Genomic DNA, 24599 nt, shown 5'->3' with positions numbered 1-24599 from the left:
TGTCGGAGTGGGTCGGATGCCAGGATGCCTGACGGTGGCGGCGAATGTTCGCCCTGGCAGGCGCCCGGCGACGGGCCGCCGTGGTCAGTACATCCGGGCTCAGGACGCCACGTGCAGCCCCACCGCGCCGCCCGGCATCCCGGCGCGGTGGGCCAGGGCCGCCGCCTCGCCGCGCGAGGCCACGCCCAGCTTCGCCAGGATGTTGGCGACGTGGAACTTCACCGTCGACTCGCTGATGTGCAGCGCGGCGGCGATGTCGCGGTTGCGGCGGCCCTGGGCGAGCTGGTCGAGGACCTCCGACTCCCGTGGCTGGAGGCCGTCCAGCGGATCGGTGGCGAGCGCCGGCTCGGGGAGGGTGAGCGGCAGGTCGACGGTCACCGTCGTGCCCCAGCCGGGGACGGCCTCGACGGTGCAGCGGCCGCCGAGGGCGGCGATCCGGTCGGTGGTGCGGTGGACGGTGAGGGCGTCGACGGCCAGCACGCCCAGGCCGTCGCCGCGGACCACCGCCCGCAGGGCGTCGTCCGGCGTGAACTGCCAACTGACGTGCAGGCGGGTCGGCTTCTCCTGCTCCAGCATCAGCAGGACGGTCGCCCGGACGGCGTCCCGGGCGGTGTGCGCGGCGTCGGCCGGGACGGAGCGGGCGGCCTCCGCCGGGGGTGCCGCGTCCAGCCGTACCCGGGTGTGCCGCAGCAGCGGGCGCAGCTCCCGGGCGAGCCGGGCGAAGGCGGCGTCGGCGGTCTCCTCGCTGAGCGCGCGGTCCAGTTCGGCGCCCTGGCGCAGGTCGAGCAGGGCGGTGACGGCCAGTTCGGTGGCGCTGCGGCGCGCGGTCGCGTCGTCCAGGTCGGCCGAGCGCAGCGGCGCCAGGATGGCGCTGAGCGCCGCGCTGTGGGTGCCGGTGAACTCGGCGATCGCCCGGGCGCGGGCGTTGGCGGAGGCGCGGGAGGCCGCAGCGTGCTTGGGGCCGGCGTCGGTGGCGCGGTGGTCGGAGTGGGCGATGACCAGGTCCCACAGCTGCTGCAGCACGGCGAGTGCCCCCGGTGCCACGGGGGCGGTGTTCGCCCGGACGAGTACCAGGACGGCGCCGTTGCCGGTGGTGGATGTCCCGCCGGTGTCCGGTGTGCGACCGCCGGGTGTGGGGTGACCTCCCGGAGCGGCCGAGACGACCACCACCGGCCGGATGCGGCCCGCGAGTTCGGCCTCGCCCTGCCAGGGGCGGCCGGTCGCGGTGGTTGCGGTGGTGCGCTCGGCCAGCCGGGACAGCTCCAGACTGCTGACCCCCTCGGTCAGCTCGGGCAGGCCGTGGGCGTGCGTGGGAGAGTGGGTGCAGACGCCGCTGAGCTGGGCGATCGCCACGTGCGGGACGAGCGTGCCGAGCATCCGGGAGAGGCGGAGCAGGAGCTCCGGCCGGGGTGTGCGCAGCACCTCGACGGCCCGCGCCAGCGCGTCCTCGGGGCGGCTCCAGGACTCCCGCCACTTCTCGTCCGCGCCGCCTGGACTTCCCGCGCCGCCTGGAGTCCCTGCGCCGCCCGCGCCGCCCGTCCCGTTCATGCCGTCCGCACCATCCATGTCATCGAGCCTAGTCCGGTGGCGGCCGGGGCCACCTGGCCGTTCGGACAGGTTGAACTGTCCGAACGGCAGGGTCCCCGCTCGCGGCCCCCGGACCAGGATGGGAACCGTCGGATGTACCAACTCCACGAGACCCCAAGGAGCTTCCATGACCAAGGCGATCGCCTTCCACGAGTACGGCGGCGCGGACGTCCTGCGCCCGATCGACATCGAGCTGCCCGCCCCCGGGCCCGGCCAGGTGCGGGTCGCGGTCCGCGCGGTGGGCGTCAACCCGCTGGACCACAAGGTGCGCAGCGGCGCGATGAACGAGGTCTTCCCGGTCACCTTCCCGGCCGTGAACGGCTACGAGCTGGCCGGTGTGGTGGAGGCCCTCGGTGAGGGCGTAAGCGGCTTCGCGCCCGGCGACGAGGTGTTCGGCGCCGTGATGGGCGGCGGCTACGCCGAGCAGGCGTTGGTGTCCGTCGAGATGCTGGGCCACAAGCCGGCCTCGCTCGGCTGGGAGGAGGCCGCGGCGATCCCGGTGGCCGCCGAGACCGCCGAGCGGGCGCTCGACCTCCTCGGCGTGCGGGAGGGCGAGACCCTGCTGGTGCACGGCGCGGCGGGCGGTGTCGGCACCGTCCTGCTGCAGTTCGCCCGGGCGCGCGGGATCACCGTGGTCGGCACCGCGAGCGAGGCCAACCACGACTACCTGCGCGAGCTCGGCGCGATCCCGGTCACGTACGGCGAGGGCCTGGCCGAGCGGGTGCGGGCGGCTGCCCCCGACGGGGTGGACCGGGTGCTGGACGCGGCCGGGCAGGGTGGGGTGCTGCCGCTGTCCATCGAACTGGCGGGCAGCGCGGACCGCGTCCTCACCATCGCCGACTTCGTGGGCGCCCAGCAGTACGGGATCCGCGTCACCGGCGGCGCCGATGTCGAGTTCTATCACCAGCGCGCCTACGCCGCCGCGCTCGCCCTGCACGAGGCCGGCACCCTGCGGCTGCCGCTGCACCGGGTGTTCCCGCTGGCGGAGGCGGCCGAGGCGCAGCGGGTCAGCGAGCACGGGCACCTGCGCGGCAAGATCGTCCTCACGGTCTGACTCGAGACCGGCCGAGTCCGCGCCGCCGGCCTCGGCGCCCTCGGCGGCGCCGTGGTTCGGGGTCGGGCCGCACGGGCGGCGGCGGCCACCGAGCGGGCGGTCGGGTTGGGCGGTGGGGCCGGGCGATCGGGCCGAGCGGTAGGCCCTGCGGCCGCCCGGCCCTACGGCGCGGGCGACGCTGCCGCCACAACGACGGCCACCCGTAAGGCTGTTGCCCGCACGGTCGGGCCATCCCCCGGGTGCGCCACCCTGCCGACGCGCCGACCGCGGGATGGTGGCGGGAAGCCGGGTTCCGCCCGTTCCGGTCGGTAGAGTCGACCCATGGTGACGGTGAACGCGGCGGGAAGCCCCGCGGCCGGGCGGCTGGCCGGTCGCTCCTGCGTGGTGACGGGCGCGGCGAGCGGCATCGGACGGGCCGTCGCCGAGCGGTTCGTCCGGGAGGGCGCGTCGGTGGTCGCCACCGACGTCGACGCCGCCGGACTGGACCGGCTGGCCGGGCAACTCCCGGGCGCCGTCAGCACGGTGGTCGGCGACGTGGCCCGCGACGAGGACGCCCGCCGGATGGCCGAAGCCGCCGTGGAACGGTACGGCCGACTCGACGTCCTGGTCGCCAACGCCGGGGTGCTCCCGCTGATGGAGATCACCGAGGCCACCGCCGAGGACTGGGACCACGTGATGGCCGTGGACGGCCGTGGCATGTTCCTCACCTGCAAGTACGCGATCCAGGCGATGACCGCCCAGGAGCGTCCCGGCGGCTCGATCGTCTGCCTCTCCTCCATCTCCGGCGAGGCCGGCCAGCGCGGCCAAGCGGTGTACGGGCCCGCCAAGTTCGTCGCTTCCGGCCTCACCAAGCACCTGGCGGTCGAGTGGGCGGACCGTGGCATCCGGGTCAACGCCGTCGCTCCCGGCACCATCACCACCGAACGCGTCGCCCGGCTGCGCGACGAGCCGGGCGGGCCCGAATATCTCGCGGCCATCGAGAAGCTCCACCCGATGGGCCGTCTCGGTGCCCCGGACGAAGTCGCCGCCGCCGTCCTCTTCCTCGCCTCCGACGACGCCTCCTTCATCACCGGCGCCGTCCTGCCGGTCGACGGTGGGTACCTGGCGCAGTAGCGCGCTCCGCGCCGCCGGCCGGGAGGGCGGGAGCCCGTCAGGCGATCGGGCCGTGGCCGGGAGGGCGGGAGCCCGTCAGGCGATCGGGCACCGGTCAGGCGGTGGGGGCGCCGGTCAGGCGCTGAGCAGCTCGACCAGGGCCGACACCCCGTCCGGCCCGTGTCCGGCGTCGGCCGCCCGCCGGGTGAGGGCGAGGGCGGCGTCCAGGATCGAGGTGTCCAGGCCGCGGGCCCGGGCGGTGTGCGCGACGTGCGCCAGGCCGGCCGTGGCGGAGGCCACGCTACTGCGGTCGCCCGGGTGGTGGCGGTCGTCCGCGCGCCGGGCGAAGTCCGCCAGCAGCGGGGGCAGTATGCGCGGCAAACCCTGGGCGTACGGGGTGAGTTCGTTGCCGCTGATGCCCTCGGCGCGGGCGAGCGCCAGGGCGTGGACCCACCCGTGCACGGTGGTCCAGAACAGGTCCAGCAGCGCCGCGTCGAAGGCCGCCGCCCGTCCGGGCTCCGCGCCCACGTGGCGTACGGCGCCCAGGGCCCGGAGCGTCTCCTCGTGTGCGGCGAACGCCTCGGGGTCGCCGCTGAGCAGGACGGTGCCCTCGGGGCTGCCGATGGTCGGGGTGGGGGTGAGGATCGCGGCGTCGAGGAGGCGGTAGCCCCGGGCCTCGGCGTCGGCGGCGTTGGCCCGGGCGTCATCCGGCGCGATCGAGGTGGCGTTGACGACGGTCCGGCCGCGCAGTGCCGCCCCGGCGGCGTCCAGCACAGCCCGGGCGGCCGCCTGGTCGCGGACGCAGAGCAGGACTAGGGGGGCGTCCGCCACCGCCTCGGCGGCGCTCGCGGCCGACCGCGCGCCGATGGCGAGCGGTCCGGCGTCCCGGCCCGGGGTGCGGTTCCACACCGTGGTCGGATGGCCGGCGGCCCGCAGTGCGCCGACCAGCGCCCGGCCCATCGGGCCCAGGCCCAGCACGGCAACAGCGGTAAGGGAAGGAGAGGTTGAGGAAGATCGTCGGTTCGGCATGGTGGTTACGCTAGACCTTCACGCCGACGGCAGAGTCAAGGCGGACGTCCGACCATGTGAGGTGCCCGCGATGCGGATCGGAGAACTCGCCCGGCGAACCGGGGTCACCCCGCGCGCCCTGCGCTACTACGAGGAACAGGGCCTGCTCAGCCCCGAGCGCCGACCCAGCGGCTACCGCGAGTACGGCGACCGGGAAGTGCGCGCCGTCCACGGCATCCGCACCCTCCTCGCCGCCGGCCTCAACAGCGCCGCAATCGCCGAGATCCTCCCGGGTCTGCCGCCCCCGGGGCGCCGCCGCACCGGCCCGACCTGTCCGGAACTGCTCGCGGGCCTCGCCCGGGAGCGCGCCCGGATCACCCGGCAGATGGACGAACTCGAAGCAGCACGAGACCTGTTGGACACCATCATGGACGCGGCCGCGCCGAGCTCGGTGATCCTCGCCGCGCGGCTCGCCGTCCCCGGGGATCCGGCCGGGCGGAAACTCGATGGCGCGCGCTCCCGGGCCGTGCTGGAGTGAGCGGATGGATCATGACGAGGTGCTCGCCCTGTTCGACGACCGGATCCGGCGCAACGCGCAGCCCGACGGCCCCGGTGTCCACGTCGAGCGTGACGGCGCGGTGGTGCGGCAGGTGGGCGGGCAGAGCGGCTGGAACGGCGTGGTGTGGTCCGGCCTGGACGAGGCCGGGGCGGACGCGGCGATCGCGGCACAGGTACGCCACTTCACCGCGCTGGGCCTGGAGTTCGAGTGGAAAGCCTACTCCCACGACCGCCCCGCGGACCTCGGGGAGCGGCTGCTCGCGGCCGGCTTCACACCCGAGCCGGACGAGGCGCTGATGATCGCCCGGATCGCCGACCTGCCCACCGAGGTCGTCCTCCCCGAGGGCGTACGGCTGCACCCGGTGACCGACCCGGCCGGGGTGGACCTGATGGTGGAGGCCCACACCCAGGCCTTCGGCACCGACCGCCCGCGCCTCCGCGACCAGATGCTCGAACACCTCCGGCACGGCACCGACACGGTCAGCATGGTCGTCGCGCTGGCCGGCGACCGCCCGGTGTCGGCGGCCCGGATGGAACTGAACTCCGGCACCGGCTTCGCCGGCCTCTGGGGCGGCGGCACCGCCCCCGACTGGCGCGGCCGGGGCATCTACCGCGCCCTCGTCGCCCACCGCGCCCGCCTCGCCGCCGACCTCGGCTACCAGTACCTTCAGGTCGACGCCAGCGACGCCAGCCGCCCCATCCTCCAGCGCCTCGGCTTCGCCCGGCTGAGCACGACGACGCCGTACGTGTACCGGCCGTAGGCGGCACGACGGCGGCTGCGGGGGAGGCACGAGGGCGGCTGCGGGGGCGTCAGGCCTCCGCGTCGACCTCGCCGGCTTGGTCGGCGGCTCGGCCTTCGTCCCGGCCTTCGTCCCGGCCTTCGTCCCGGCCCTCGTTCTGGTGCGGAGCCGAACCGGCGCCGGGCGGCCAGCGGTGCCCGGCTTCGTGCAGCCCCTGCAGAGCCTTGAGGTCATTGGTCACCAGAACCTTGGCCAGCGGGGCCGCGGCAGCGATGACGGCGGGCCAGCCCGGCGAGTCCAGGTAGACCTCGTCGGCGGCGGAGGCGCCGACCGCGTCCTGCACCGCGTTGTAGGCGGCGCCGAGACGCGCCATCAGCTCGACTTCCTCCTCGGTTCGAAGGCTGTACCCCAGTGAGGACGCCGGGTCGTTCGCATCGCAGAAGTCGTCGAAGAGCACGTGCACGGTGTGGGCGAGGTCCTCGAACCGGTCCCTGTCGAGCCACACCTCACGCTGCCAGGCCGGGCTGGCCAACGCCACCACCGCAGGCACGACATGGAGCCGAAAGTAGGGGTAGGCGATGCCGTGGTCGATCATGAACCGAGGGTACCCACGGCGTGATTGCCCGGCCAGGGATTTGCCGCCGTCCTCCCTGGCGCCCCCGGACATTTGCGGCGGTCTGCCGATCGGCAGGGGGTGGGGTGGCAATTAGGTGGTGTTGCTGCTCAGGCAGTGCCGTTCGGTACATGTGCGGGAGCGGTGACGGGGGTCATCGTTGAGGCATCGCGAACGGGGGCCGTCCGGGCTCCCGGGAAGGGAGCCGCACCATGTTCCTCCTCCGCCACCTCGGCGTCCTTCGCGTGCTCGCCATGGCCCCCGTCCTCTTCGGGCTCGCGTGCCGGCTCCGGCGCGGGCTCGCGGTCGGGCGTGCGGGCGCCTGCCGCCGTCCGTCAGGCCCGGAGGCGTACCTGACGGACGGCGGCAGGACCGGCCGCGCCCGCGAGTCGGCCCTGCCCGAAGCAAGTGCTGCGCTGAGCCCCGGTGTCATGCGCGGCGGTCTGCGCGAGGGCGTACTGGAGCGGCACACCGATCGCCGCCACCGGCAGCAGTACGCACAGCAGAGCGTGCCCGAGCCCGAGCCCCGGCCCGAGTCGGCGCGCTTTGCGCCCGGCGGCGGTGACGAGTTGCCGACCGCCCCAGCACACCGCGCCGATGCCCAGCACCAGCCCCACCCAGGCGAGCGGCAGCACATGGGCCGGGGCACCGGGACTGTCGTGGCAGCGGCTCACGAGTCCGTGGATCTCGTCGTCCGCGAGGACCGTCGGCACGCTGCACGCCCACCCGAGGCCACCGAGCACCAGCGGCCCGGCGGGCCGGTACCGCAGAAGCGGGCGCTGCTTCTCACTCATGCGACCAGCACCTGCCCGGGTTCGCGCCGACGAGCTGCGGCTCCCGTTGCCTGCGCTGCTTTCGCTGGACGTGATCCACCGTTCCATCCCCCTTGCCCAGGTGTGTCGACCGTGATCGACCTGGGCGCGGCCATCGTAGTGGGCGAGTCGGAAGGGAGGTCGGCCGGAGGCCAGGTGAAGGCGGCCGGGAAGGGAGAGGCCGGGAAGGGAGGGCAGGGAAGGGAGGGCAGGGAAGGGAGGGCAGGGAAGGGAGGGCAGGGAAGGGAAGACCGGAAGGGGAGGGGTAGGGGAAGGAAGGGCCGGAAAGGGCTGGAAGCTTCCTTCAGGCGAGTCGCCGCAACGTCGTCAGCGGGCCGGTGGCCTCAGCGGGCTCACCGGAGAAGACCACCTCGCCCCGGTGCAGTACGTGCACCACCGCCGCCCCGGCGAGGGTGCGTGGCAGCGCCTGCGCCGCGAGCACGACCGTACGGCCGGCGGTGGCGTCGGTCAGCAGCCGTGCGTGCAGCCGGGCGGCGACGGCGGGGGCCAGGCCGCGTTCGGGCTCGTCGAGCAGGAGGAGGGTCGGCCGCGCCGCCAATGCCCGCCCGATGGCGACCAGTTGCTGCTGGCCGCCGGAGAGGCTGCCCGCCCGGCGGAGCAGCAGTGCGGTCAACTCGGGGAAGACTTCCAGTACTTCGTTCCGCCCCGGCCCACCCAGGCTCAGGTTCTCGGCGACGGTCAGCGACCCGAACACCCCGCGCTCGGCCGGGACGATGGCCAGCCCCCGCCGCACCCGCTGGTGTACCGACAGTCCCCCGATGTCCTGGCCCCGCCACACCGCCCGCCCGCCCGACAGCGGTACGACGCCGGCGAGGGCGTGCAGCGCGCTCGTCCGCCCGGCGCCGTTACGGCCGAGCAGGACGGTGACGGCGGCGGAGGGGAACGCGAGGTCGACGCCGTGCAGCGCCTCCAGCGGGCCGTACCGGACCCGGGCCGAGCGGAGGGCGGCTTCGACGGGCATCAGGTCACCGCTCCCCAGGCCCGGGTGACGCGAGGGTCGGCGAGGACGGCCGCGGTCGGGCCGGCCGCGACCATATGGCCCTCGGCCATGGCATAGACGGAGTCGGCGAGTTCGGCGACCAACTCGGCGTCGTGCTCGACCAGCAGCAGCGCCATGCCGCGCTCGGCGAGGCCCCGCAACACGGCCACCAGACGGGCCGTCTGCGCGGCGTCGAGCCCGGCCGCCGGCTCGTCCAGCAGCAGCACCCGGGGCCCGCCCGCCAGCGCCCGCGCCAGCTCCACCAGCCGCAGCACACCGGTGGGCTGCGCCCCGGCGGACTCGGCGGCGACGTCCTGCAGCCCGAACAGCCGCAGCGCCCCGGCCGTCCGTTCCGCCACGGCCCGGGCCTCGACCCGCCGGCTCCGCCCGGCCCGCTGCTCGGCCTCCTGCTCGGCCCCCACCCGGACGTTGTCGGCCACCGAGAGGGTGGGGAAGACGGCGATCTGCTGGAACGTCCGCGCCAACCCGAGCCGCACCCGACGATGTGCGGGCAGCTCGGTGACGTCCCGCCCGCCGAGCACCACCCGACCGGCGTCCGGACGCACGGTGCCGGCGAGGCAGTCGAACAGGGTGCTCTTTCCCGCCCCGTTCGGCCCGATCAGCGCTGTGATCCGCCCGGGCAACGCCACCAGGTCCACCCCGCCCACCGCCTCGATCCCCCCGTACCGCCGCACGATGCCCCGGGCGGTGAGCCGGGAGGCGGGCTGCGCGGCAGGCCGGCCATGAGCCTCGCTCATGGCCGGCCTGCCGCGTTGAGTGTCGGCGTGGAGGCGGGGAGGTGGCTGCCGAGGGGGGTGAGTGCGGTCATGTCCGTTCCTCCTGCGGGCCGGGGGCTGCCGTCCGGCCGGGTCGGGTGGTGGCGTCGGGGCGGGGGCGTACGTCGGGGTCGGTGGGTGGCGGGCGGAAGGGCCATGAGCGAGCCTCATGGCTGTGGCGCCGCGTTGCCCGGTGGGTGCCATGAGCGGGGCTCATGGCCCGGCCCTGCCCTGCCCTCTCTTGCCCCAATCGCCGCGCGAATCGGGCGGTCGTCGTGGGGCATGAGCGGTTCTCATGGCGTTCCGTCCTCGCGGGCCGGCTTCGCCGCGATGGCCGCCCGTACCCGGCGCCCTGCCGGGGTGAGGCGGGACGGGGGGAGGGCCGGGGGCGGGCGGTGGTGGGGGCGGGGCAGGGCGGCGAGGCCGCCGGGGAGACGCCCGATGGCGGCGGCGAGGGTGCCGACGGCGACGGCGGAGACGCCGGCGACGGTGCCGGCGTCGAGGCCGATGAGAAGGGCGGCGGCCAGGACGGCGGCGAGGGCGCTGTCGGCACCGGCGACGACGACGGCCGCGAACCAGAGGAGGCCGCGTACCGGGTCGAAGGCGGCGGGGTCGAAGGCGCGCCCGGCGAGGCCCATCAGGCCGCCGCCGAGTGCGGCCAGGGCCGCGCCCGCGACGAAGGCGAAGAGCTTGAGGCCGGGGACGTCCACGCCCGCCGCGACCGCGCCCGGTTCGTGGTCCCGCATGGCGGTCAGGGCCCGGCCGAGCCGGCCCCGGTGCAGGCCCCGGACGGTGAGCAGGCCGAGGCCGAGGAGCAGGAGTTCGGCGAGGTAGAAGGCGCGGTCGCCGGCGAGGAAGGAAGGGCGGTCGAGGACGAGCCCGGTGGTGGCGTACGGCTGTTGGAAGACGAAGCGACTCATCGCCGTTCCGACCGCGAAGGTGACCAGGGCGAGAGCGAGCCCGCGTCGGCGGATCGCGGGCCAGCCGGTGAGCAGGCCGAGCGGTGCGGTGGCGAGGACGGCGATCAGCAGTGCGGGTGCGGCGGGCAGCGGCGGGAGGCCGGGGATGCGGCCGGACATCAGCAGTGCGGTGCCGAGCGCGCCGAGGCCCGCGTACCCGGCCTGGCCGAGTGAGATCTGCCCGCTGTAGCCGGTGACCACGACGATGGACAGCAGTACGAGCGCGAGCGCCGGTACGAGCAGGGCGCTGCGCAGGTCGTTGCCCCGGAAGCCGAGCGGCAGCAGGAGCAGTACCAGGCAGACGGCTCCCGCGAGCCGCCCGTTCCTGCCCTCGGTGCGCCGCAGGGCCAGTGGCGTGGTCTCGGCGCGTTCCCCGCTGATGCGTGGTCCGGCGAGCAGGGCGGCGGCGAGCAGCGCGACCACGAACAGGTTGGACTGCACCGCCTCGACCAGGGGCAGCAGCTGTCCGGATGGGCGCAGCCGGGTGAGCTCGGCCTGGGCGATGCCGAGGCCGAGCCCGGTGGCGATGGCGACCGGGATGCTGCGCAGCCGGGCGGCGACCGCGACCGCCATGGTCTCCATCACCAGCAGCGGCAGCCCGTACGGGTCGAGCAGCAGGTACGGCGCGAGGGTGATGCCGACGAGCCCGGCGGTGAAGGTGCCGAAGGCCCAGCCGGTGGCGGAGAGCCGGTCGGCGTCGACCCCGGCGAGGGCGGCGAGCCTGCGGTCGTCGACGACGGCGCGCAGCTGGAGGCCGAAGCGGGTCCACCGGGTGGTGGCGAACACGGTGAGGCTGAGGACGAGGATCGCGGCGAGTTGGGCGACGGTGTCGGGCCGCAGGCTGTGCCCGTGGGGCAGGCGGATCGCGGCGCCGCCAAGCGGGGACGGCGCGCCGGCCAGCGGTGCCGCGCCCCACAGGAGGACGGCCACGCCGATGAGCAGCACGAAGACGCCGAGTCCGGCGACCATGGTGTCGGCCGGCCCGGCGCCGCGCCGCTGCAGCGGGCGGTAGACCAGGACGTCGAGCAGTACGCCCAGCGCGGGGGCGACGACCAGCAGGCAGCAGGCGACGGCGGGCCAGACCGGCCAGTGCCGCACGACGACGAGGTCGCGCAGCAGGTAGGCGATGGCCATGGCCTGGGCGCCTTGGGCGATGTTGAGCACGCCGGTGGCGCGGTGGCAGACGACCAGGCCGATGCCGCTGAGGGCGGCCGCGCTGCCGACGGTGAGTCCGGCGAGGGCGAGGTCGACGGTGAGGCCGAGCGAGTCGGGAGCGGCGGCGAGCAGGGCGGCGGCGGTCATGGGCGTTCAGCCGGTCGGCGGGGCGGATTCGCCCGGACGGGTGGTGGGGCCGGGGTCGGGGCCCGGCGCGGGCGGCGAGCAGAGCGGGCAGGGCGTCAGGCTCCGGTCCCGGACGGCGTCCGGGCCGACGGGTTCGGCCCGCGCCTTGCCGGTGACCAGCGGGCAGTCCGGGCGGTGGTAGCGGGTGCCCTCGGGGACGGCCAGCCATCCTTCGGCGTCCCGGCCGGCCGGATCCGGTGTGTCCGGTGTGTCTGGCGCATCCGGCGTATCCGGCGTATCCGGTCGGACGCCGGGTCCCGCGCCCGGCGCCGCGCCCGGCCAGGCGCTCGGTCCCGCGCCCGTATCGACGTCGGACGGTTCGACGAGGAGCTCGTACAGCCGTTCCACCCGGCGGTCGGTCAGGTCCGGACGCTCCGGCGGGGTCGGCGGCCGTAGCGCGACCAGGAGGGTTCCGGCCACGATCAGTGCCGCTCCCGGGATGCTGGACGAGGCCAGGTAGGGGATCTGCTGTTCGACGAAGCGCTCGCCGGAGACCCCGTACCAGCCGAGCACGCACAGCACGGCCCCCGCCGCGACGAGCAGCCACCCGGCCCACTCGCGCGCCCCCCGGAACGGGCTGCCCCGGGGCGGGCCGCCCCGGAACGCTCCGCCCTGGAATGCTCCGCCTCGGAAGGGGGAACTCCTTGGGGCATTACGGGTGATTTCTCCGTCAGATTGCGATTCGTTCATGGATCCGCCTTCATGGTGTCACTTGAGACGTTTCCAGGATCGGCCTGGAACAGCATCCGGGACCACCGAGAAGCGGCCCGGGCGGCGCAGGCGAGAGGGAACACCATGCACGTGACGCGAAGCGGCACCTCCACGGGCGGCGGCCGGGCCCTGCGGGCGGCGAGCGCGCTGCTCGCCCTGATGCTGGCGGGCACGGCGGCCGCGTGCAGCAGCAGCAAGTCCGGTTCCTCGGCCTCCTCCCCGGCGAGCGCGAGCGCGAGCATCAGCCCGAGCGCGACCGCCACCGCTTCCGCGAGCGCCACCGGCACCGCCCCCGCCGATCCGGCCGCCGCCGAGGCGGAGATCACCGCCAACTGGGAGAAGTTCTTCGACCCCAACACGCCAATCCCCGACAAGGCCAAGCTGCTCCAGGGCGGCGACGTGCTACTGCCAGCGTTGCAGGGATTCTCGCAGGACCCGAGGGTCGGCCAGGTGCAGGCGAAGGTCACTGACGTGGCGTTCACCGACGCCTCCGACGCGGCCGTCTCCTACTCGCTGTCCCTCCAGGGCACGGTGGTCGAGCCGAGCGCGTCCGGCCAGGCCGTCCTGGAGAACGGCACCTGGAAGGTGTCCCGTTCGACCCTGTGCGGTCTGCTGACCCAGGCCGGCGGCGCCAGCGGCACCCCGATCCCCGGATGCAGCTGACCACCCCCTCGCGATGCCGGGCCGTCGACGCGTTCGCGCGCCGGCGGCCCGGCCGTGTCGTGTCGGCGGCGGCCCTTGCCCTCCTCCTGTTCGCGCCGTTGGGCGGCTGCGGCACCCGGCTGCCCGACGGCGCCTTCACCGCCCGTGCCACCGCCACGCCCGGGGCGACCGGGGGCAGCGGGAGCACCAATCCCGCCTCCGACACCGGGGTCACGGCCGGCGAGATCCGGATCGGCGTCGTCACCTCGCTCACCAGCCCGGTCGGCAGCGAGGTGTTCAGCGGTCCCCGGTACGGCGCCCAGGCGTTCTTCCAGGCCCTGAACGACCGCGGCGGCCTGCACGGTCGCACCGTCCGGCTGGTGACCTGCGACGACGGTGGCAGCGGTGTCGGCAACCAGGACTGCGTGCACCGGCTGATCGACCAGGCGCACGTGTTCGCCTTCGTCAGCGGCAGCGTCCTCGACTACGCGGGCGCACCGTACGTGAGCGGCAATGCGGTGCCGGACGTCGGCGGCCAGCCGATCGGCACCGCGTACGACCGCTGGCCGCACCTGTACGGGATCTACGGCAGTGGGGCGCCGCGCGACGGGCGGTCGGTCGGCTGGAACGGGACGCTCTACCAGAGCACCGAGGTGTTCCGTTTCTTCAAGCAGCGCCTGGGCGCGGGCAGCGCAGCCGTGGTCGCGTACAACCAGGCCGACTCGGCCCGCTACGCCGGACAGCTGAAGGCCGGGCTGGAGGCGGAGGGCTACCGGGTGTTGCTGCAGACGGTGGACTTCGCGCTGCCGAACTTCCAGGCGGTGGCCGCGGCCGTGCGCGCCGACGGCTCGCAACTGCTGTTCGACGCCATGGACACCCGGGGCAACGCGGCGCTGTGCCGGGCGCTGGACGAGTCCGGGGTGACGGTCGCGGCGAAGGTCACCAACGTGCAGAACTGGTCGGAGTCGGTGCGAAGCGACTACCAGTCCTCGCCGAACTGCCGCAACGCGCTCTGGGCGACCTCGTCGAGCCTGAACTACGAGGACGAGCAGTACCCGGCGGTGCGCGACTTCCGTACCGCGATGGCCCGCTACTACCCGGACCGGGCGGGGCAGTTGTCCGCCTGGGAGCTGGAGGGCTGGGCGGGCGCGCAGTGGCTGACCGACGCGCTGGACTCCTGCGGCGCCGCGCCGACCCGCTCCTGCGTCGAGGCGTTCATGAACCGCGCCGAGCCGTACGACGCGCACGGCCTGATCCTGCCCGCCTCCTTCGTCCCGCAGCCGCCGCCCGCCGGCCCGACCCGGGCCTGCCTGAACGCCGCCCGCTGGCAGGACTCGGCACAGGGCGGGCGGGGCGGCTGGGTCACCCAGGTGCCGTCGATGACGACGAACTGCTTCGACGTGCCACAGCTGCCCTACAAGCCGTAGGACTGCCGGCCGACCGCGATCACGCCGGGCTGCCGGCGCCTGAAGAAGGTGAATCACGCCGGGCTGCCGGCACCTGAAGAAGGTGAACGGCGGGAAGGACCGGGCCTGGTCATCCGGGGGCAGGAGCTCCGGAACCGGGCTCCGTACGACCGCGGTCCGGGAGCCGCTCGACCACGACCATGGCCGCGTCGTCGTCGAGACGGCCGCCGACGTGGGCGAGCAGGTCGCGGCGGAGGCGGTGGAGCAGCGCGGTGGGGCGGTCGGCGTGCCAGGCGGTGACGCGCTCGGTGAGCGGGTAGAAGCGCCGCTGGGCGTCGCGGGCCTCGATCACGCCGTCGGTGTAGATCAGCAGCCGGTCGCCGGGGCGGAACGGGAAGGTCTCGACCTCGTACCGCACGGGGGCGAGCTCGCCGAGGCCCAGGGGCGGGGCGGGGTGGTGGGCGGCGAGGGTGGTGATGCCCTCGGGGCGCAGCAGCAGTGGGGGCGGGTGGCCGCAGTCGATCAGGCGGACCGGGGAGCCGTCGTCGGGGATGTCCAGCAGGACGGCGGTGATGAAGGACTCGCCGGCCTCGCCGGACTGGTAGCCCTCCTCGGGGACATCGCGGGGCGACGCCCGGGGCAGGGCGCGTCGCTCCTGCTGCGCCTGCCGTGCCTGCCGGGACTGTTCGGCGAGCTGGGCGAGGTCCCAGCTGACGCTGCCGTCCAGGTAGGCGGCCAGGTCGGGCAGCTCGGCGTGCAGGTGGGCGGCGGCACGGAAGGCACCGAGCAGCAGGGCGGCGTCGCCGAGCGAGGACAGCCCCTTGCCGCGCACGTCCCCGACCAGCAGCCGGGTGCCGGTGGCGGTCCGGGCGGCCGCGTACAGGTCGCCGCCGACCTGCGCCTCGGCCTCGGCGGCCAGGTAGACGGAGGCCAGGTGCAGCGGCCCGATCCGCTCCGGGAGCGGGCGCAGCAGTACCCGCTGGGCGGCCTCGGACACCGAACGGACCCGGGCCAGTTCCCGCTCGTGTCGTTCGCGCAGCACCCGCAGGCCGACGATCAGCGCGGAGACGACGATCTGCGCGCTCAGCTGGGTCTCGATGTTGGCGCTGGTCAGGCTGTCGCGGACGGAGCCGATGGCGGTCAGCGCGGCGAGCGCGAGCAGGGCGACCCCGGCGGTGGCCCGGGGGCCTGCGAAGGAGGCGGTGAGGGCGGGGGCAACGATCAGCAGCGGGCCGAGGTGGATGTCCGGCGGGGAGAGGATGTCGACGACGGTGATCAGCACGATCAGCGCGAGCGTCAGCGCCGTCAGCACCCGGCGGTCGGGCCGCCAGGCGCGGCGGCGGTCGGTGGTATGCGGCGCGCGCGGCGGGTGCGGCGCATCGGGACGCTGCCGGAAGGGCACCTCTCCTCTGTACACCGTGGGGGCGGCGGGGCGCACCCCGAGACGGCTGTCGGGCCGCCGCCGTCGGCGGCTGGGAGCGCTCGTCCGGCCGCTGAGGGCACTCCGTCGTCCGCTGCGGGCGCTCCTCCGGCCCTTTCGCCGTAGCGGGCCGGGTGGGTCGCCCCGCCGGCCCGGTTCGCCGTAGCGGGCCGGGTAGGCCGCTTCGTCAGCCTTCTTCGCCGTAGCGGGCCAGGTAGGCGGCGAAGCGGGCGACGTCCTCGTCGGACCAGTCGGTGAAGCGCGTGGTGAAGGCCAGGCGGCGCTGCTCGTTGGCGTCCCGCAGCAGGGTCAGTCCGGCCTCGGTGGCGCGCAGGATCTGGCCGCGCTGGTCGTCCGGGTCGGCCTCGCGGGCCAGCAGGCCGAGCTTCTCCAGGGCGGTGACCTGGCGGCTGACGGTGGACTTGTCGAGCATGAAGTGCGCGGCCACGTCGGCGGCCCGGCAGCCGCCGCGCTCGGTGATCAGGTCGAGGATGCTGTACGTGACCAGGGAGAGGTCGGGGTGCAGCTGGGAGGCCTTGTGCCGGGCGCGGCGGGCGAAGGCGGTCAGCTCGCGCTGGATGGTGTCGATGGACGACTGGCGGCCGGGCACGGCGTTCCTATCTCCTCGAGATTTGTTGCACTATACAACGGATTCGCCTGGGGTCGCGCGACGTCCCGGTGCCGACCGTTCTCGAGCGGCCTGCCAGGCGCGGGCGGCGGCGATCCGGCGGGTCGCACTCGGGTGAGTGGCGAACAGTAGCTCAAGCAGCCTCGGCGGGTCGACATCGGAGACGTTCGCCAGTGCAAGTCTGCGCTGCATCGCCACGAACTGCTCGGCATCACCGGTCAGTTCGAGCGCGTGCCGGTCCGCGCGGGCCTCGATCCGGCGGCTCACCGCGCACTGTGTCGGCCCCGACAGCACACCCAGCAGAGCCGCCAGCGCCGCCAGCAGCGGCAGCGCCCGGGGGTCCGCCGCGTCGCTCGCCCCGGCGGCGTCCAGCAGCGGCCGCCAGGCACCCAGCAGACCGAGGACGGCGACCGCGACGGCCGCCCCGACAGCGGCCAGCGCCGTGCCCACCGGCACGTCCCGGTGTTTGACGTGGCCCAGCTCGTGCGCGACCACCAACTCCACCTCCCGCGGCTCGGCGGTGGTCAGCAGCGTGTCGTACACGACGATCCGGCGGGTCGCGCCGAACCCGGAGACGTACGCGTTGAGCGCGGTGGTCCGGCGCGAGGCGTCCGCCACCAGGACGTCCCGTACCCGCACGTCGTCCCGCTCGGCCAGCGCCGACAGCGCGGTCCGAAGCTCGCCCGGCGGCATCGGGGTGAAACGGTTGAACACCGGCTCGATCAGCAGCGGGTGGAGGAAGGAGAGGACGGCCGTCAGCAGCGCCGCGCCGCCCGCTGCCGGCAGCCACCAGCGCTGCGGCGACCAGGCGGTCAGCGCGAACAGCCCGAGAACGAGCGGAAGGAACAGGAGGAGGGTGAGCGCGAGGCCGCGCAAGGAGTCCAGCGCCCAGCCGGCCCACCCCTGCGTCACCAGCCCGTACCGGGCCCGGACGGATCGCACCCGCGCGCCGAACGGCAGCTGCAGCACCTGGCCGAGGACCACCAGGGCCGCCGCGCCGACCAGGACGGTGGCCGTCCGGGAGCCGCCGAACCAGCGGCCGACGGCGGTGACCAGGTCGGCACCGGCCGGGGTGAGGCCGAGCAGCAGGGTCAGCGCCAGGCCCGCCAGCCGGCCCCCCAGCGCCCACGGCAGCTGGGCGCGGCGCAGGGCGCGGCCCCGGGCGCGCTCGGCGGGGGTGAAGTCGGCGGTGCAGTCAGGGGATGCGCCGGGGGCGGCCGGCGGGTCCGCGTCGGGGCCCGGGACGGGCGGGCGGTCGGGGGTGGTGTCCATGGGCGGGGTGCGGCTCTTCCGGTCGTCCGGCTCTTCCGGTCGGGTGTCGCGGTTCAGCATGGCGTACCCGGACGGGTGGTGCGCACTCCTCCGGCGGGTGGGGTTCGTGGGCGCACTCCTCCGGTGGGCACGATTCCGGGGACGCGCACTCCTTCGCCGTGCGGCGGCTTCGGCGCCTCTCACTCGTCCGTGGGACCGGTGGCGCCGTGGACGCCGGCGCGCAGCAGCTGGTGGCCGAGGTCGACCAGGGCGCGGCCGACCGCGAACTCGTCACCGACCTGCGGTGCCGGCGTGTCGCGGGGGTTGCGGCGGGAGGCGGCGTCGCTGTGCAGGACGGTGCCGTCGGCGTCCAGGACGGCGTGCACCCGGGTGGTGTCCCGGTCCTCGACGAGGTGCAGGCTGAGCTGCCAGTCCTTGGTGCGGACGGCCCGCTCGGCGGCTGTATCCGCTTCGACCGCAGGATCCGCGTCGGCCGCTGGATCCGCGTCGGCCGCTGGATCCGTCTCGGCCGTCGCGTCCACGATCCGGCGTTCCCGGCCGGGGGAGGGGTGGTCGCGGCCGGGGCCGCCGACCGGCTCGATGCCTCTGGGGTCGCCCAGGTCACCGCCCATGCCGCTGCCCATGCTGCTGCCCGGGTCACCGCTCATGCCGCTGCCCATGTCACTGGCCGTGTTGCTGCCCATCACGTCACACCTCCGGACCTCCGGCGCGGGACCGGTCCTCCCGTACCACCACGCTGCGCGCCCTCCCCGCCGCCGCGCCAGGGACACGGTGGCCGGGACGGGTGGGGTGATGGGGACGGGCGGGCCAGGAGTGGCGCCGCCGGTGCCCTTTTGTGGCCGGAATGTTGCGGGTGCGGGCTCAAGCGGTGGTGATTCGGTGGCGTAGGCTGACCGCTCTTGCGTCGTCCTCGGGGGGAACCACTCATGCGCCGTGTCGCGGCCGCCGTCGCGCTGCTCGTCGGGCTGACCGCCGTCACCGCCTGTGGGCCGGACGACCCCGCCCCCGCCCCGACGGGCGCCGCCCCCGCCCCGGCGGCCACGTCCCCGACGCCCGGCACCCCGTCCTCCGGCGCGGCCCCGAGCAAGAGCGCCGCGCCCCGGCCCGACGGCACCATCACGGTCGCCTTCGCCGGGGACGTCCACTTCGAGGGCCGCACCGAACCCCGGCTGGCCGTCCAACCGCCCGAGCCGGCGCTCGGCCCGATTTCCCGCAACCTCGCCGACGCCGACCTGTCCGTCCTCAACCTGGAGACCGCGATCACCGGGCGCGGCGCCCCGGAGCCCAAGCTGTATACCTTCCGCACCTCGCCCAAGGCGCTCTCGGTGCTCAAGGACTCGGGCGTCGACGTCGTCTCGATGGCCAACAACCACGCCGTGGACTTCGGCGCCGACGGCCTCGCCGACACGCTCGCAGCCAAGGACTCCTCACCGATCCCGGTCGTCGGCGTCGGCCGCGACGCCAAGCAGGCGTACGCCCCGTACGTCACCACCGTGCGCGGGGTGAAGGTCGCCGTGGTCGCCGCCAGCCAGGTCGAGGACCTCACCAACCAGAAGTGGCGGGCCGGCGCGAACAAGCCGGGCATCGCCTCCGCGCTGGACGTCCCGGCGCTTGTCAAGGCGGTGGAGGGGGCGAAGCAGCAGGCCCCGGTCGTGCTCGTCTACCTGCACTGGGGCGAGGAGGGCAAGGCCTGCCCGACCGCCGCACAGACCGCCGTCGCCAAGAAGCTCGCCACCGCCGGCGCCACCGCCGTGGTCGGCACGCACGCGCACACCATGGTCGGCTCGGGCATGCTCGGCAACACCTACGTCGGGTACGGCTTCGGCAACTTCCTCTGGTACGGCACCTCCGACTACCCGAACTCCAACGAGACCGGCGTCACCACCCTCACCCTCACCGCCGACGGCAAGGTGACCGGCGAGGCCTTCGCCCCGGCCACCATCGACGACAAGGGCATCCCGGAGCCGGTCACCGGCGCCGCCGCCGAGGCCGCCCTCAAGCGCCGCGACGGCCTGCGCGGCTGCACGGGACTCTCCCCGGCGCCGAAGGCTCCGGCGGACCCCGCAGGGTCGCAGTGAGGCTGCCTACGATGGCCTGATGACCGGACACCGGGAACTGACGACCCTTCGGCTTTCGCTGCGGCGCCCGTCCGAGGCCGACACCGACGCGATCCTCGCCGTCCACAGCGACCCGGCCGCCTGCCTCCACAACCCCTCGGACGCACTCGCCACCCGGGCCGAGGCCGAGGAACTGTACGGTCGCTGGGACGCGCTGTGGGAGCACCGCGGCTTCGGTTACTGGACGGTCCGTGAGCTCGACTCCCCGACGGTGCTCGGCTTCTGCGGAGTGAAGCCGATGGAACTCGCCGGCCTGCCGGTCCTCAACCTCTTCTACCGCTTCGCCCCCGCCGCCTGGGGTCGCGGCCTGGCGAGCGAGGCCGCCACTGCCGTGGTGGCCTGGTCGGGCGCCGCCGTGCCCGACCTGCCGCTGATCGCCCGCATCCGTCCGGCCAACCTCGCCTCCCAGCGCGTGGCCCTGCGGGCCGGCCTGCGGCGCGCCGAGCACCTGGACGGGGAGGGGTGCGACGGCTTCGACTGGCTCTACCACCGCCCGGCCGAGCGGTAGTCCCACCGCCACGGGTCGACGGCTGCCGCGGACGCCGGGGCGGCCTACGTTCGGATGGCGAGACGGGTCGTCTCGTCTCTCTGTGTGTGCGGCGGTCGGCGGACGGGCGATTTGACGGTCGCACAGGATCTCGGTAGGCGAACTGTTGTGTTAGGTTAGGCTTACCTAACCTTGCTGATCGGAGGGGATGCCCTGTGTAGCAGCAGTCCGAATTCGCCGGTACCGTCGCGATGGTGACCGGGGCCGGACAGGGCATCGGCGCGGCCGTGGTGCGAGCGCTGGTCGCCGGGGGCCGTCGTCGCGGCGCTGGATCGCCGTGCCGGTCCGCTCGGCACCCTGGCGGCGGAGCTTCCGGCTGTCAGACCGTACGTCCTGGACATGTCCGATGGCCAAGCCATCGATGAAGCGGTCGAGTTGATCGAGCGTCAACGCGGACCGATCGCCACGCTCGTGAACGTCGCGGGCATCCTGCGTACCGCGCCGGTCGTCGAACTCACCGACGCCGACTGGGCGGACACCTTCGCCGTGAACACCACCGGCGTCTTCCACGCCGGTCGTGCTCTCTGGCGGCGGATGGCGCGGCGGGGGTGCGGGGGCATTGTGACCGTCGGGTCCAACGCCGCCGGGGTGCCGAGGGCCGGGATGGCCGCCTATGCGGCGTCCAAGGCCGCGGCCACCATGTTCACCCGCTGCCTGGGACTGGAACTCGCCCGGTCCGGGGTGCGGTGCAACGTCGTGTCGCCCGGGTCGACCGACACCGAGATGCAGCGCGCACTGTGGGGCGAGGACGCCGCCGCAGCCGAACAGCGGGTGATCGAGGGCGACTTGGGTGCCTGGCGGGTCGGCATCCCGCTCGGGCGGAGCGCCGCCCCCGCCGACATCGCCGAAGCCGTGGTGTTCCTGGCATCCGACCGGGCGCGGCACATCACCATGCACGACCTGTATGTCGACGGCGGCGCGACCCTGCGTGCCTGAGGCGCCCCCCGGTTCCGGCGGAACCGCCGCCTCCGAGCAGTTCCGCTCCCCCTCCGCACCTCGATTGCTCGCCGCAGACCTGCCGGCCCCTGAAGACCCGCCGGCCCTGAAGACCTGCCGGCTCCCCGTAGACCCCGCGATCTCCCCGTACACCCGTCCCAGGCTGGAGAATCCACCGTGACCACGGTGCCCCACGCCCCGGCGGCCCCCCGCGCCGACGGCCCCGACCATGCCGTCATCGACGCGGCCAGCGGACTGCTCGGCCAGTACCGGGCCGCCTCCGACGAGGCGTTCTTCGCCTCGCCGACGCGCACCCTGCTCACCTCCGGCGTGCGCGCCCGGGTGCCGCAGGACGGGCGGCCGCTGCCCGTGCGGGTCGCCGAGACGCTGGCCGAGGCCGGGCGCGCCGGGGGTGAACGGCCGCTGGTGGTCGGCGCGGTGGCGTTCGACCGGGACAGCCGGGTCGAGCTCGCCGTGCCCGAGCGGGTCCGGACCGCAGGGGCGCTGCGTGACGACCCGCTGATCGCGCTGCCCGCGCCGCCGGCCGAGCGGGTCGACTGGCGGATCCGCCCGGTGCCCGAGCCGGAGGCGTACGGCGCGGGTGTCGCGGCGGCCGTCGAGCGGCTGCGCGGCGGGGAGTTGAGCAAGGTGGTGCCGGCCCGGACGCTGGAGCTGAGCGCCGCCGATCCGCTCGACCTGCCCGCCGTCCTGCAGCGGCTGGCCCGCCGCGACCCGGGCGGCTACACCTTCGCCGTCCCGGCCGGCGGTGGGCGGACCCTGATCGGCGCCAGCCCCGAACTCCTGCTCTCCCGGCGGGGAACGGCGGTGCTGGCCAACCCGCTGGCCGGCTCGGTGCCGCGCAGCGGGGACCTCGGCGAGGAGGTCCGGCGCGCCGCCGCGCTGCTGGAGTCGCCCAAGGACCTGCACGAGCACGCCGTGGTGGTGGACGCCATCCGTGAGGCGCTGGCGCCGTACTGCCGCACCCTGGAGGTGCCCGAACGGCCCACCCTGGTGCGGACGGCCGCGATGTGGCACCTGGCGACCACGATCCGCGGCGAGCTGGCCGACCCGGCGGTCTCCGCCCTGGAGCTGGCCTGCGCGCTGCACCCGACCCCGGCCGTCTGCGGCACCCCGACGGACGTCGCGCGCCGGGTGATCGGCGAGGTCGAGCTCTTCGACCGCGGCCTGTGCGCCGGCATGGTCGGCTGGGGCGACGCGACGGGCGACGGCGAGTGGGTGGTCACCATCCGGTGCGCGGAGGCGGACGAGCGGACGCTGCGGGTGTACGCCGGTGCCGGGGTGGTCGACCGGTCCCGCCCGGAGGCCGAACTCGCCGAGAACAGAGCCAAGTTACGGACCTTCCTGGACGCCGCGGGGGTGTCCCGGTGACGCCGCCGGAGGGGGTCACCCCGTACCCCGCCGAGTTCGCCGAGCGCTACCGGGCGGCCGGGTACTGGCGCGGCGAGACCTTCGGGCGGATGCTGCGCGAGCGCGCCGCCGCGCACGGCGAGCGGATCGCCGTCGTCGACCCGGGCGGACACCCGACGGCGGCGACGGAGCGGCGCTGGACGTACGCCGAACTCGACCGCCGGGCCGACCGGATGGCCGCCGGGCTGCTCGCCCGAGGGATCCGGGCCGGGGACCGCGTGGTGGTCCAACCGCCCAACGCCGCCGAGTTCTTCGAGGTGGTCTTCGCGCTGTTCCGGATCGGCGCGCTGCCGGTCTTCGCGTTGCCCGCGCACCGGTACACCGAGATCGGGTACTTCTGCTCCTTCACCGGCGCGGCGGCGTACGTCGTTCCGGCCCTCGAAGGCGGCTTCGACTCCCGTGAACTCGCCTCCCGGGTAAGGGCGGAGAACCCCGCGCTGCGGCTGGTGCTGGTGGCCGGCGAGGACGCGGGGGAACACGTCCGGCTGGCGGACGTGCCCTGCGACGGGCCCGGGCCTCGAGTGAACCCGAGCCGGCGGACGTCGCCTTCCTGTAGCTCTCCGGCGGCAGCACCGGCGTGCCGAAGCTGATCCCGCGCACCCACGACGACTACATCTACTCGCTGCGCGGCTCGGTCGAGCTGTGCGCGCTCGACACGGACAGGGTGTACCTGTGCGCGCTGCCCGCCGCCCACAACTTCCCGATCAGCTCGCCGGATTCCCTCGGCACGCTGTACGCGGGCGGGCGGGTGGTGCTCTGCCCGCAGCCCGGTCCGGAGGCCGCCTTCCCGCTGATCGAACGCGAGGGCGTGACCATCACCGGGCTGGTGCCGCCGCTCGCGCTGCTCTGGCTGGACGCCGCCGAGCGCGGCGCCCGGGGGTACGAGAGCCTGGAGGTGCTGCTGGTCGGCGGTGCCAAGTTCAGCACGGAGGCGGCCCGCAGGGTGCGGCCGGTGCTGGGATGCACGCTCCAGCAGGTGTTCGGGATGGCCGAGGGGCTGGTCAACTACACCCGGCTGGACGACCCGGAGGAGCTGATCACCACCACCCAGGGCCGTCCGATCTCCCCCGACGACGAGGTCCGGGTGGTCGACGACCACGACCGGGACCTGCCCGAGGGCGCCACCGGCCACCTGCTGACGCGCGGCCCGTACACCATCCGCGGCTACTGGAACGCGCCCGAGCGCAACGCGAACTCCTTCACGGCCGACGGCTTCTACCGCACCGGTGACCTGGTCCGGCGGACCCCGACCGGCCATCTGGTGGTCGAGGGGCGGGCCAAGGGCCAGATCAACCGGGGCGGCGAGAAGGTCGCCGCCGAGGAGATCGAGAACCACCTGCTCGCGCACCCCGCCGTGCACGACGCCGCGGTGGTGTCGATGCCCGACCCCTACCTGGGCGAGCGCACCTGCGCGTACGTGGTGCTCCGCTCCGAACACCGCGAACAGCCGCCGAAGGGGGTCGAGTTGAAGTGGTTCGTGCGGCAGCTCGGGCTGGCCGACTACAAGGTGCCGGACCGGGTGGAGTTCGTCGAGGCCTTCCCGGCCACCGGCATCGGGAAGGTCAGCAAGAAGGACCTGCGCGCGGCCATCGCGGCCTCCCTGACCGCCAGTTGATTTCCGTCCCGTTGCTGTCTAGCTGCTAAGGAACGGAAGAGGTGGACAGGAAGTGACAGGCGTGGGCTTCATGGTGGAGCGGATCCGGGCCGAGGTCGCCGACCTCCTCGGCGAGGACCCGGCGGACATCCCGCTGGACGAGAACCTGGTCGACTGGGGGCTGGACTCCATCCGCCTGATGACGCTCGCCGAGCGCTGGCGGGCGGAGGGCGTCCGGGCTCGCCCCCTTCGCCTGATCGATCACCCGTTCGAGCGGTTTCGGATCCCTGCGCCCCGGCCGTCTCCACCCCGCCCGTCCCGTTGTCAGTGGGCCTCGCTACGTTCCTCCCATCGCTGG

21 protein-coding genes and 3 pseudogenes are annotated in these 24599 nt (G+C 74.7%); 12 read left to right on the top strand and 12 right to left on the bottom strand.

Features of this window, described 5'->3' with window-relative positions; all coding sequences use genetic code 11:
* Positions 1–99 precede the first annotated feature (99 nt).
* Positions 100–1566, bottom strand: coding sequence for a helix-turn-helix transcriptional regulator (locus ACIBEC_RS01955; RefSeq protein WP_360490383.1), 1467 nt, complete (start codon positions 1564–1566; stop codon positions 100–102).
* 148 nt (positions 1567–1714) lie between these two features.
* Here ACIBEC_RS01955 and ACIBEC_RS01950 point away from each other — a divergent pair, with 148 nt between their 5' ends.
* Both ACIBEC_RS01950 and ACIBEC_RS01945 read left to right on the top strand, forming a co-directional pair.
* Positions 1715–2641, top strand: coding sequence for an NADP-dependent oxidoreductase (locus tag ACIBEC_RS01950; RefSeq protein ID WP_360490381.1), 927 nt, complete (start codon positions 1715–1717; stop codon positions 2639–2641).
* 321 nt (positions 2642–2962) lie between these two features.
* A complete protein-coding gene (locus ACIBEC_RS01945) occupies positions 2963–3754 on the top strand; it encodes an SDR family NAD(P)-dependent oxidoreductase (protein ID WP_360490379.1) in 792 nt (263 codons plus the stop codon).
* Positions 3755–3868: 114 nt separating this feature from the next.
* On the opposite strand, the gene ACIBEC_RS01940 is transcribed toward ACIBEC_RS01945, so the two are convergent.
* Positions 3869–4711, bottom strand: coding sequence for an NAD(P)-binding domain-containing protein (locus ACIBEC_RS01940; RefSeq protein ID WP_360490377.1), 843 nt, complete (start codon positions 4709–4711; stop codon positions 3869–3871).
* A 121-nt stretch (positions 4712–4832) separates the two neighbouring features.
* Here ACIBEC_RS01940 and ACIBEC_RS01935 point away from each other — a divergent pair, with 121 nt between their 5' ends.
* Positions 4833–5279 carry a MerR family transcriptional regulator gene (locus ACIBEC_RS01935; RefSeq protein WP_360490375.1) on the top strand — a complete coding sequence of 149 codons (447 nt, stop codon included), beginning with the start codon at positions 4833–4835 and terminating at the stop codon, positions 5277–5279.
* A gap of 4 nt (positions 5280–5283) precedes the next feature.
* Positions 5284–6060 (top strand): GNAT family N-acetyltransferase, encoded by a 777-nt coding sequence (locus ACIBEC_RS01930; protein ID WP_360490373.1) that lies wholly within the window; start codon positions 5284–5286, stop codon positions 6058–6060.
* 49 nt (positions 6061–6109) lie between these two features.
* Here the strand turns inward: ACIBEC_RS01930 and ACIBEC_RS01925 are convergent, their stop codons facing one another.
* The 6 genes from ACIBEC_RS01925 to ACIBEC_RS01900 form a co-directional block, all read right to left on the bottom strand.
* Positions 6110–6634 (bottom strand): hypothetical protein, encoded by a 525-nt coding sequence (locus ACIBEC_RS01925; RefSeq protein ID WP_360490371.1) that lies wholly within the window; start codon positions 6632–6634, stop codon positions 6110–6112.
* Positions 6635–6987: 353 nt separating this feature from the next.
* The gene (locus ACIBEC_RS01920) at positions 6988–7446 is read right to left on the bottom strand and encodes a hypothetical protein (RefSeq protein WP_360490369.1); all 459 of its coding nucleotides are present in this window, start codon (positions 7444–7446) and stop codon (positions 6988–6990) included.
* A 322-nt stretch (positions 7447–7768) separates the two neighbouring features.
* Entirely contained in the window at positions 7769–8446 is a 678-nt protein-coding gene (locus ACIBEC_RS01915) for an ATP-binding cassette domain-containing protein (protein WP_360490367.1), read from the bottom strand.
* Positions 8446–9222: an ABC transporter ATP-binding protein gene (locus ACIBEC_RS01910; RefSeq protein ID WP_360490365.1), complete on the bottom strand. Its 777-nt coding sequence runs from the start codon at positions 9220–9222 to the stop codon at positions 8446–8448. Before ACIBEC_RS01910 ends, ACIBEC_RS01915 begins: the two co-directional genes overlap by 1 nt.
* Positions 9223–9533: 311 nt before the next feature.
* Entirely contained in the window at positions 9534–11501 is a 1968-nt protein-coding gene (locus tag ACIBEC_RS01905) for an ABC transporter permease (RefSeq protein WP_360490363.1), read from the bottom strand.
* 6 nt (positions 11502–11507) lie between these two features.
* A complete protein-coding gene (locus tag ACIBEC_RS01900) occupies positions 11508–12062 on the bottom strand; it encodes a hypothetical protein (RefSeq protein WP_360490361.1) in 555 nt (184 codons plus the stop codon).
* A 273-nt stretch (positions 12063–12335) separates the two neighbouring features.
* On the opposite strand from ACIBEC_RS01900, the gene ACIBEC_RS01895 reads away from it, so the two are divergent.
* Positions 12336–12914 (top strand): hypothetical protein, encoded by a 579-nt coding sequence (locus tag ACIBEC_RS01895; RefSeq protein WP_360490359.1) that lies wholly within the window; start codon positions 12336–12338, stop codon positions 12912–12914.
* Positions 12905–14320, top strand: coding sequence for an ABC transporter substrate-binding protein (locus ACIBEC_RS01890; RefSeq protein WP_360490357.1), 1416 nt, complete (start codon positions 12905–12907; stop codon positions 14318–14320). The genes ACIBEC_RS01895 and ACIBEC_RS01890 overlap by 10 nt, the downstream gene beginning before the upstream one ends.
* A gap of 109 nt (positions 14321–14429) precedes the next feature.
* On the opposite strand, the gene ACIBEC_RS01885 is transcribed toward ACIBEC_RS01890, so the two are convergent.
* From ACIBEC_RS01885 to ACIBEC_RS01870, 4 genes are all read right to left on the bottom strand, one after another.
* Complete coding sequence (locus ACIBEC_RS01885) at positions 14430–15701, bottom strand: PP2C family protein-serine/threonine phosphatase (RefSeq protein ID WP_396287663.1); 1272 nt, start codon at positions 15699–15701, stop codon at positions 14430–14432.
* A gap of 205 nt (positions 15702–15906) precedes the next feature.
* Complete coding sequence (locus ACIBEC_RS01880; RefSeq protein ID WP_030238344.1) at positions 15907–16329, bottom strand: MarR family winged helix-turn-helix transcriptional regulator; 423 nt, start codon at positions 16327–16329, stop codon at positions 15907–15909.
* A gap of 30 nt (positions 16330–16359) precedes the next feature.
* Complete coding sequence (locus ACIBEC_RS01875; RefSeq protein ID WP_360490355.1) at positions 16360–17619, bottom strand: M48 family metalloprotease; 1260 nt, start codon at positions 17617–17619, stop codon at positions 16360–16362.
* 179 nt (positions 17620–17798) lie between these two features.
* The gene (locus ACIBEC_RS01870) at positions 17799–18302 is read right to left on the bottom strand and encodes a dsRBD fold-containing protein (RefSeq protein ID WP_360490353.1); all 504 of its coding nucleotides are present in this window, start codon (positions 18300–18302) and stop codon (positions 17799–17801) included.
* A 243-nt stretch (positions 18303–18545) separates the two neighbouring features.
* Between ACIBEC_RS01870 and ACIBEC_RS01865 the strand changes: the two genes are divergently transcribed.
* The 6 genes and pseudogenes from ACIBEC_RS01865 to ACIBEC_RS01840 form a co-directional block, all read left to right on the top strand.
* Positions 18546–19697 (top strand): CapA family protein, encoded by a 1152-nt coding sequence (locus ACIBEC_RS01865; protein ID WP_360490351.1) that lies wholly within the window; start codon positions 18546–18548, stop codon positions 19695–19697.
* A 19-nt stretch (positions 19698–19716) separates the two neighbouring features.
* Positions 19717–20244, top strand: coding sequence for a GNAT family N-acetyltransferase (locus ACIBEC_RS01860; RefSeq protein WP_360490349.1), 528 nt, complete (start codon positions 19717–19719; stop codon positions 20242–20244).
* A gap of 230 nt (positions 20245–20474) precedes the next feature.
* Positions 20475–21219, top strand: a pseudogene (locus tag ACIBEC_RS01855) (2,3-dihydro-2,3-dihydroxybenzoate dehydrogenase).
* A 177-nt stretch (positions 21220–21396) separates the two neighbouring features.
* Positions 21397–22608, top strand: coding sequence for an isochorismate synthase (locus ACIBEC_RS01850; RefSeq protein ID WP_396287662.1), 1212 nt, complete (start codon positions 21397–21399; stop codon positions 22606–22608).
* A pseudogene (locus tag ACIBEC_RS01845) lies at positions 22605–24262 on the top strand ((2,3-dihydroxybenzoyl)adenylate synthase). Before ACIBEC_RS01850 ends, ACIBEC_RS01845 begins: the two are co-directional and overlap by 4 nt.
* Before the next feature lie 70 nt (positions 24263–24332).
* Positions 24333–24509: pseudogene (locus ACIBEC_RS01840) on the top strand (phosphopantetheine-binding protein); the annotation flags it as partial.
* Positions 24510–24599: the final 90 nt, after the last annotated feature.

It is taken from the genome of Kitasatospora sp. NPDC051164 (assembly GCF_044455625.1).
GTDB lineage: Bacteria > Actinomycetota > Actinomycetes > Streptomycetales > Streptomycetaceae > Kitasatospora.
Note: the sequence above shows the minus strand (reverse complement) of the source record. Positions and strands in the feature narration are given on the sequence as shown.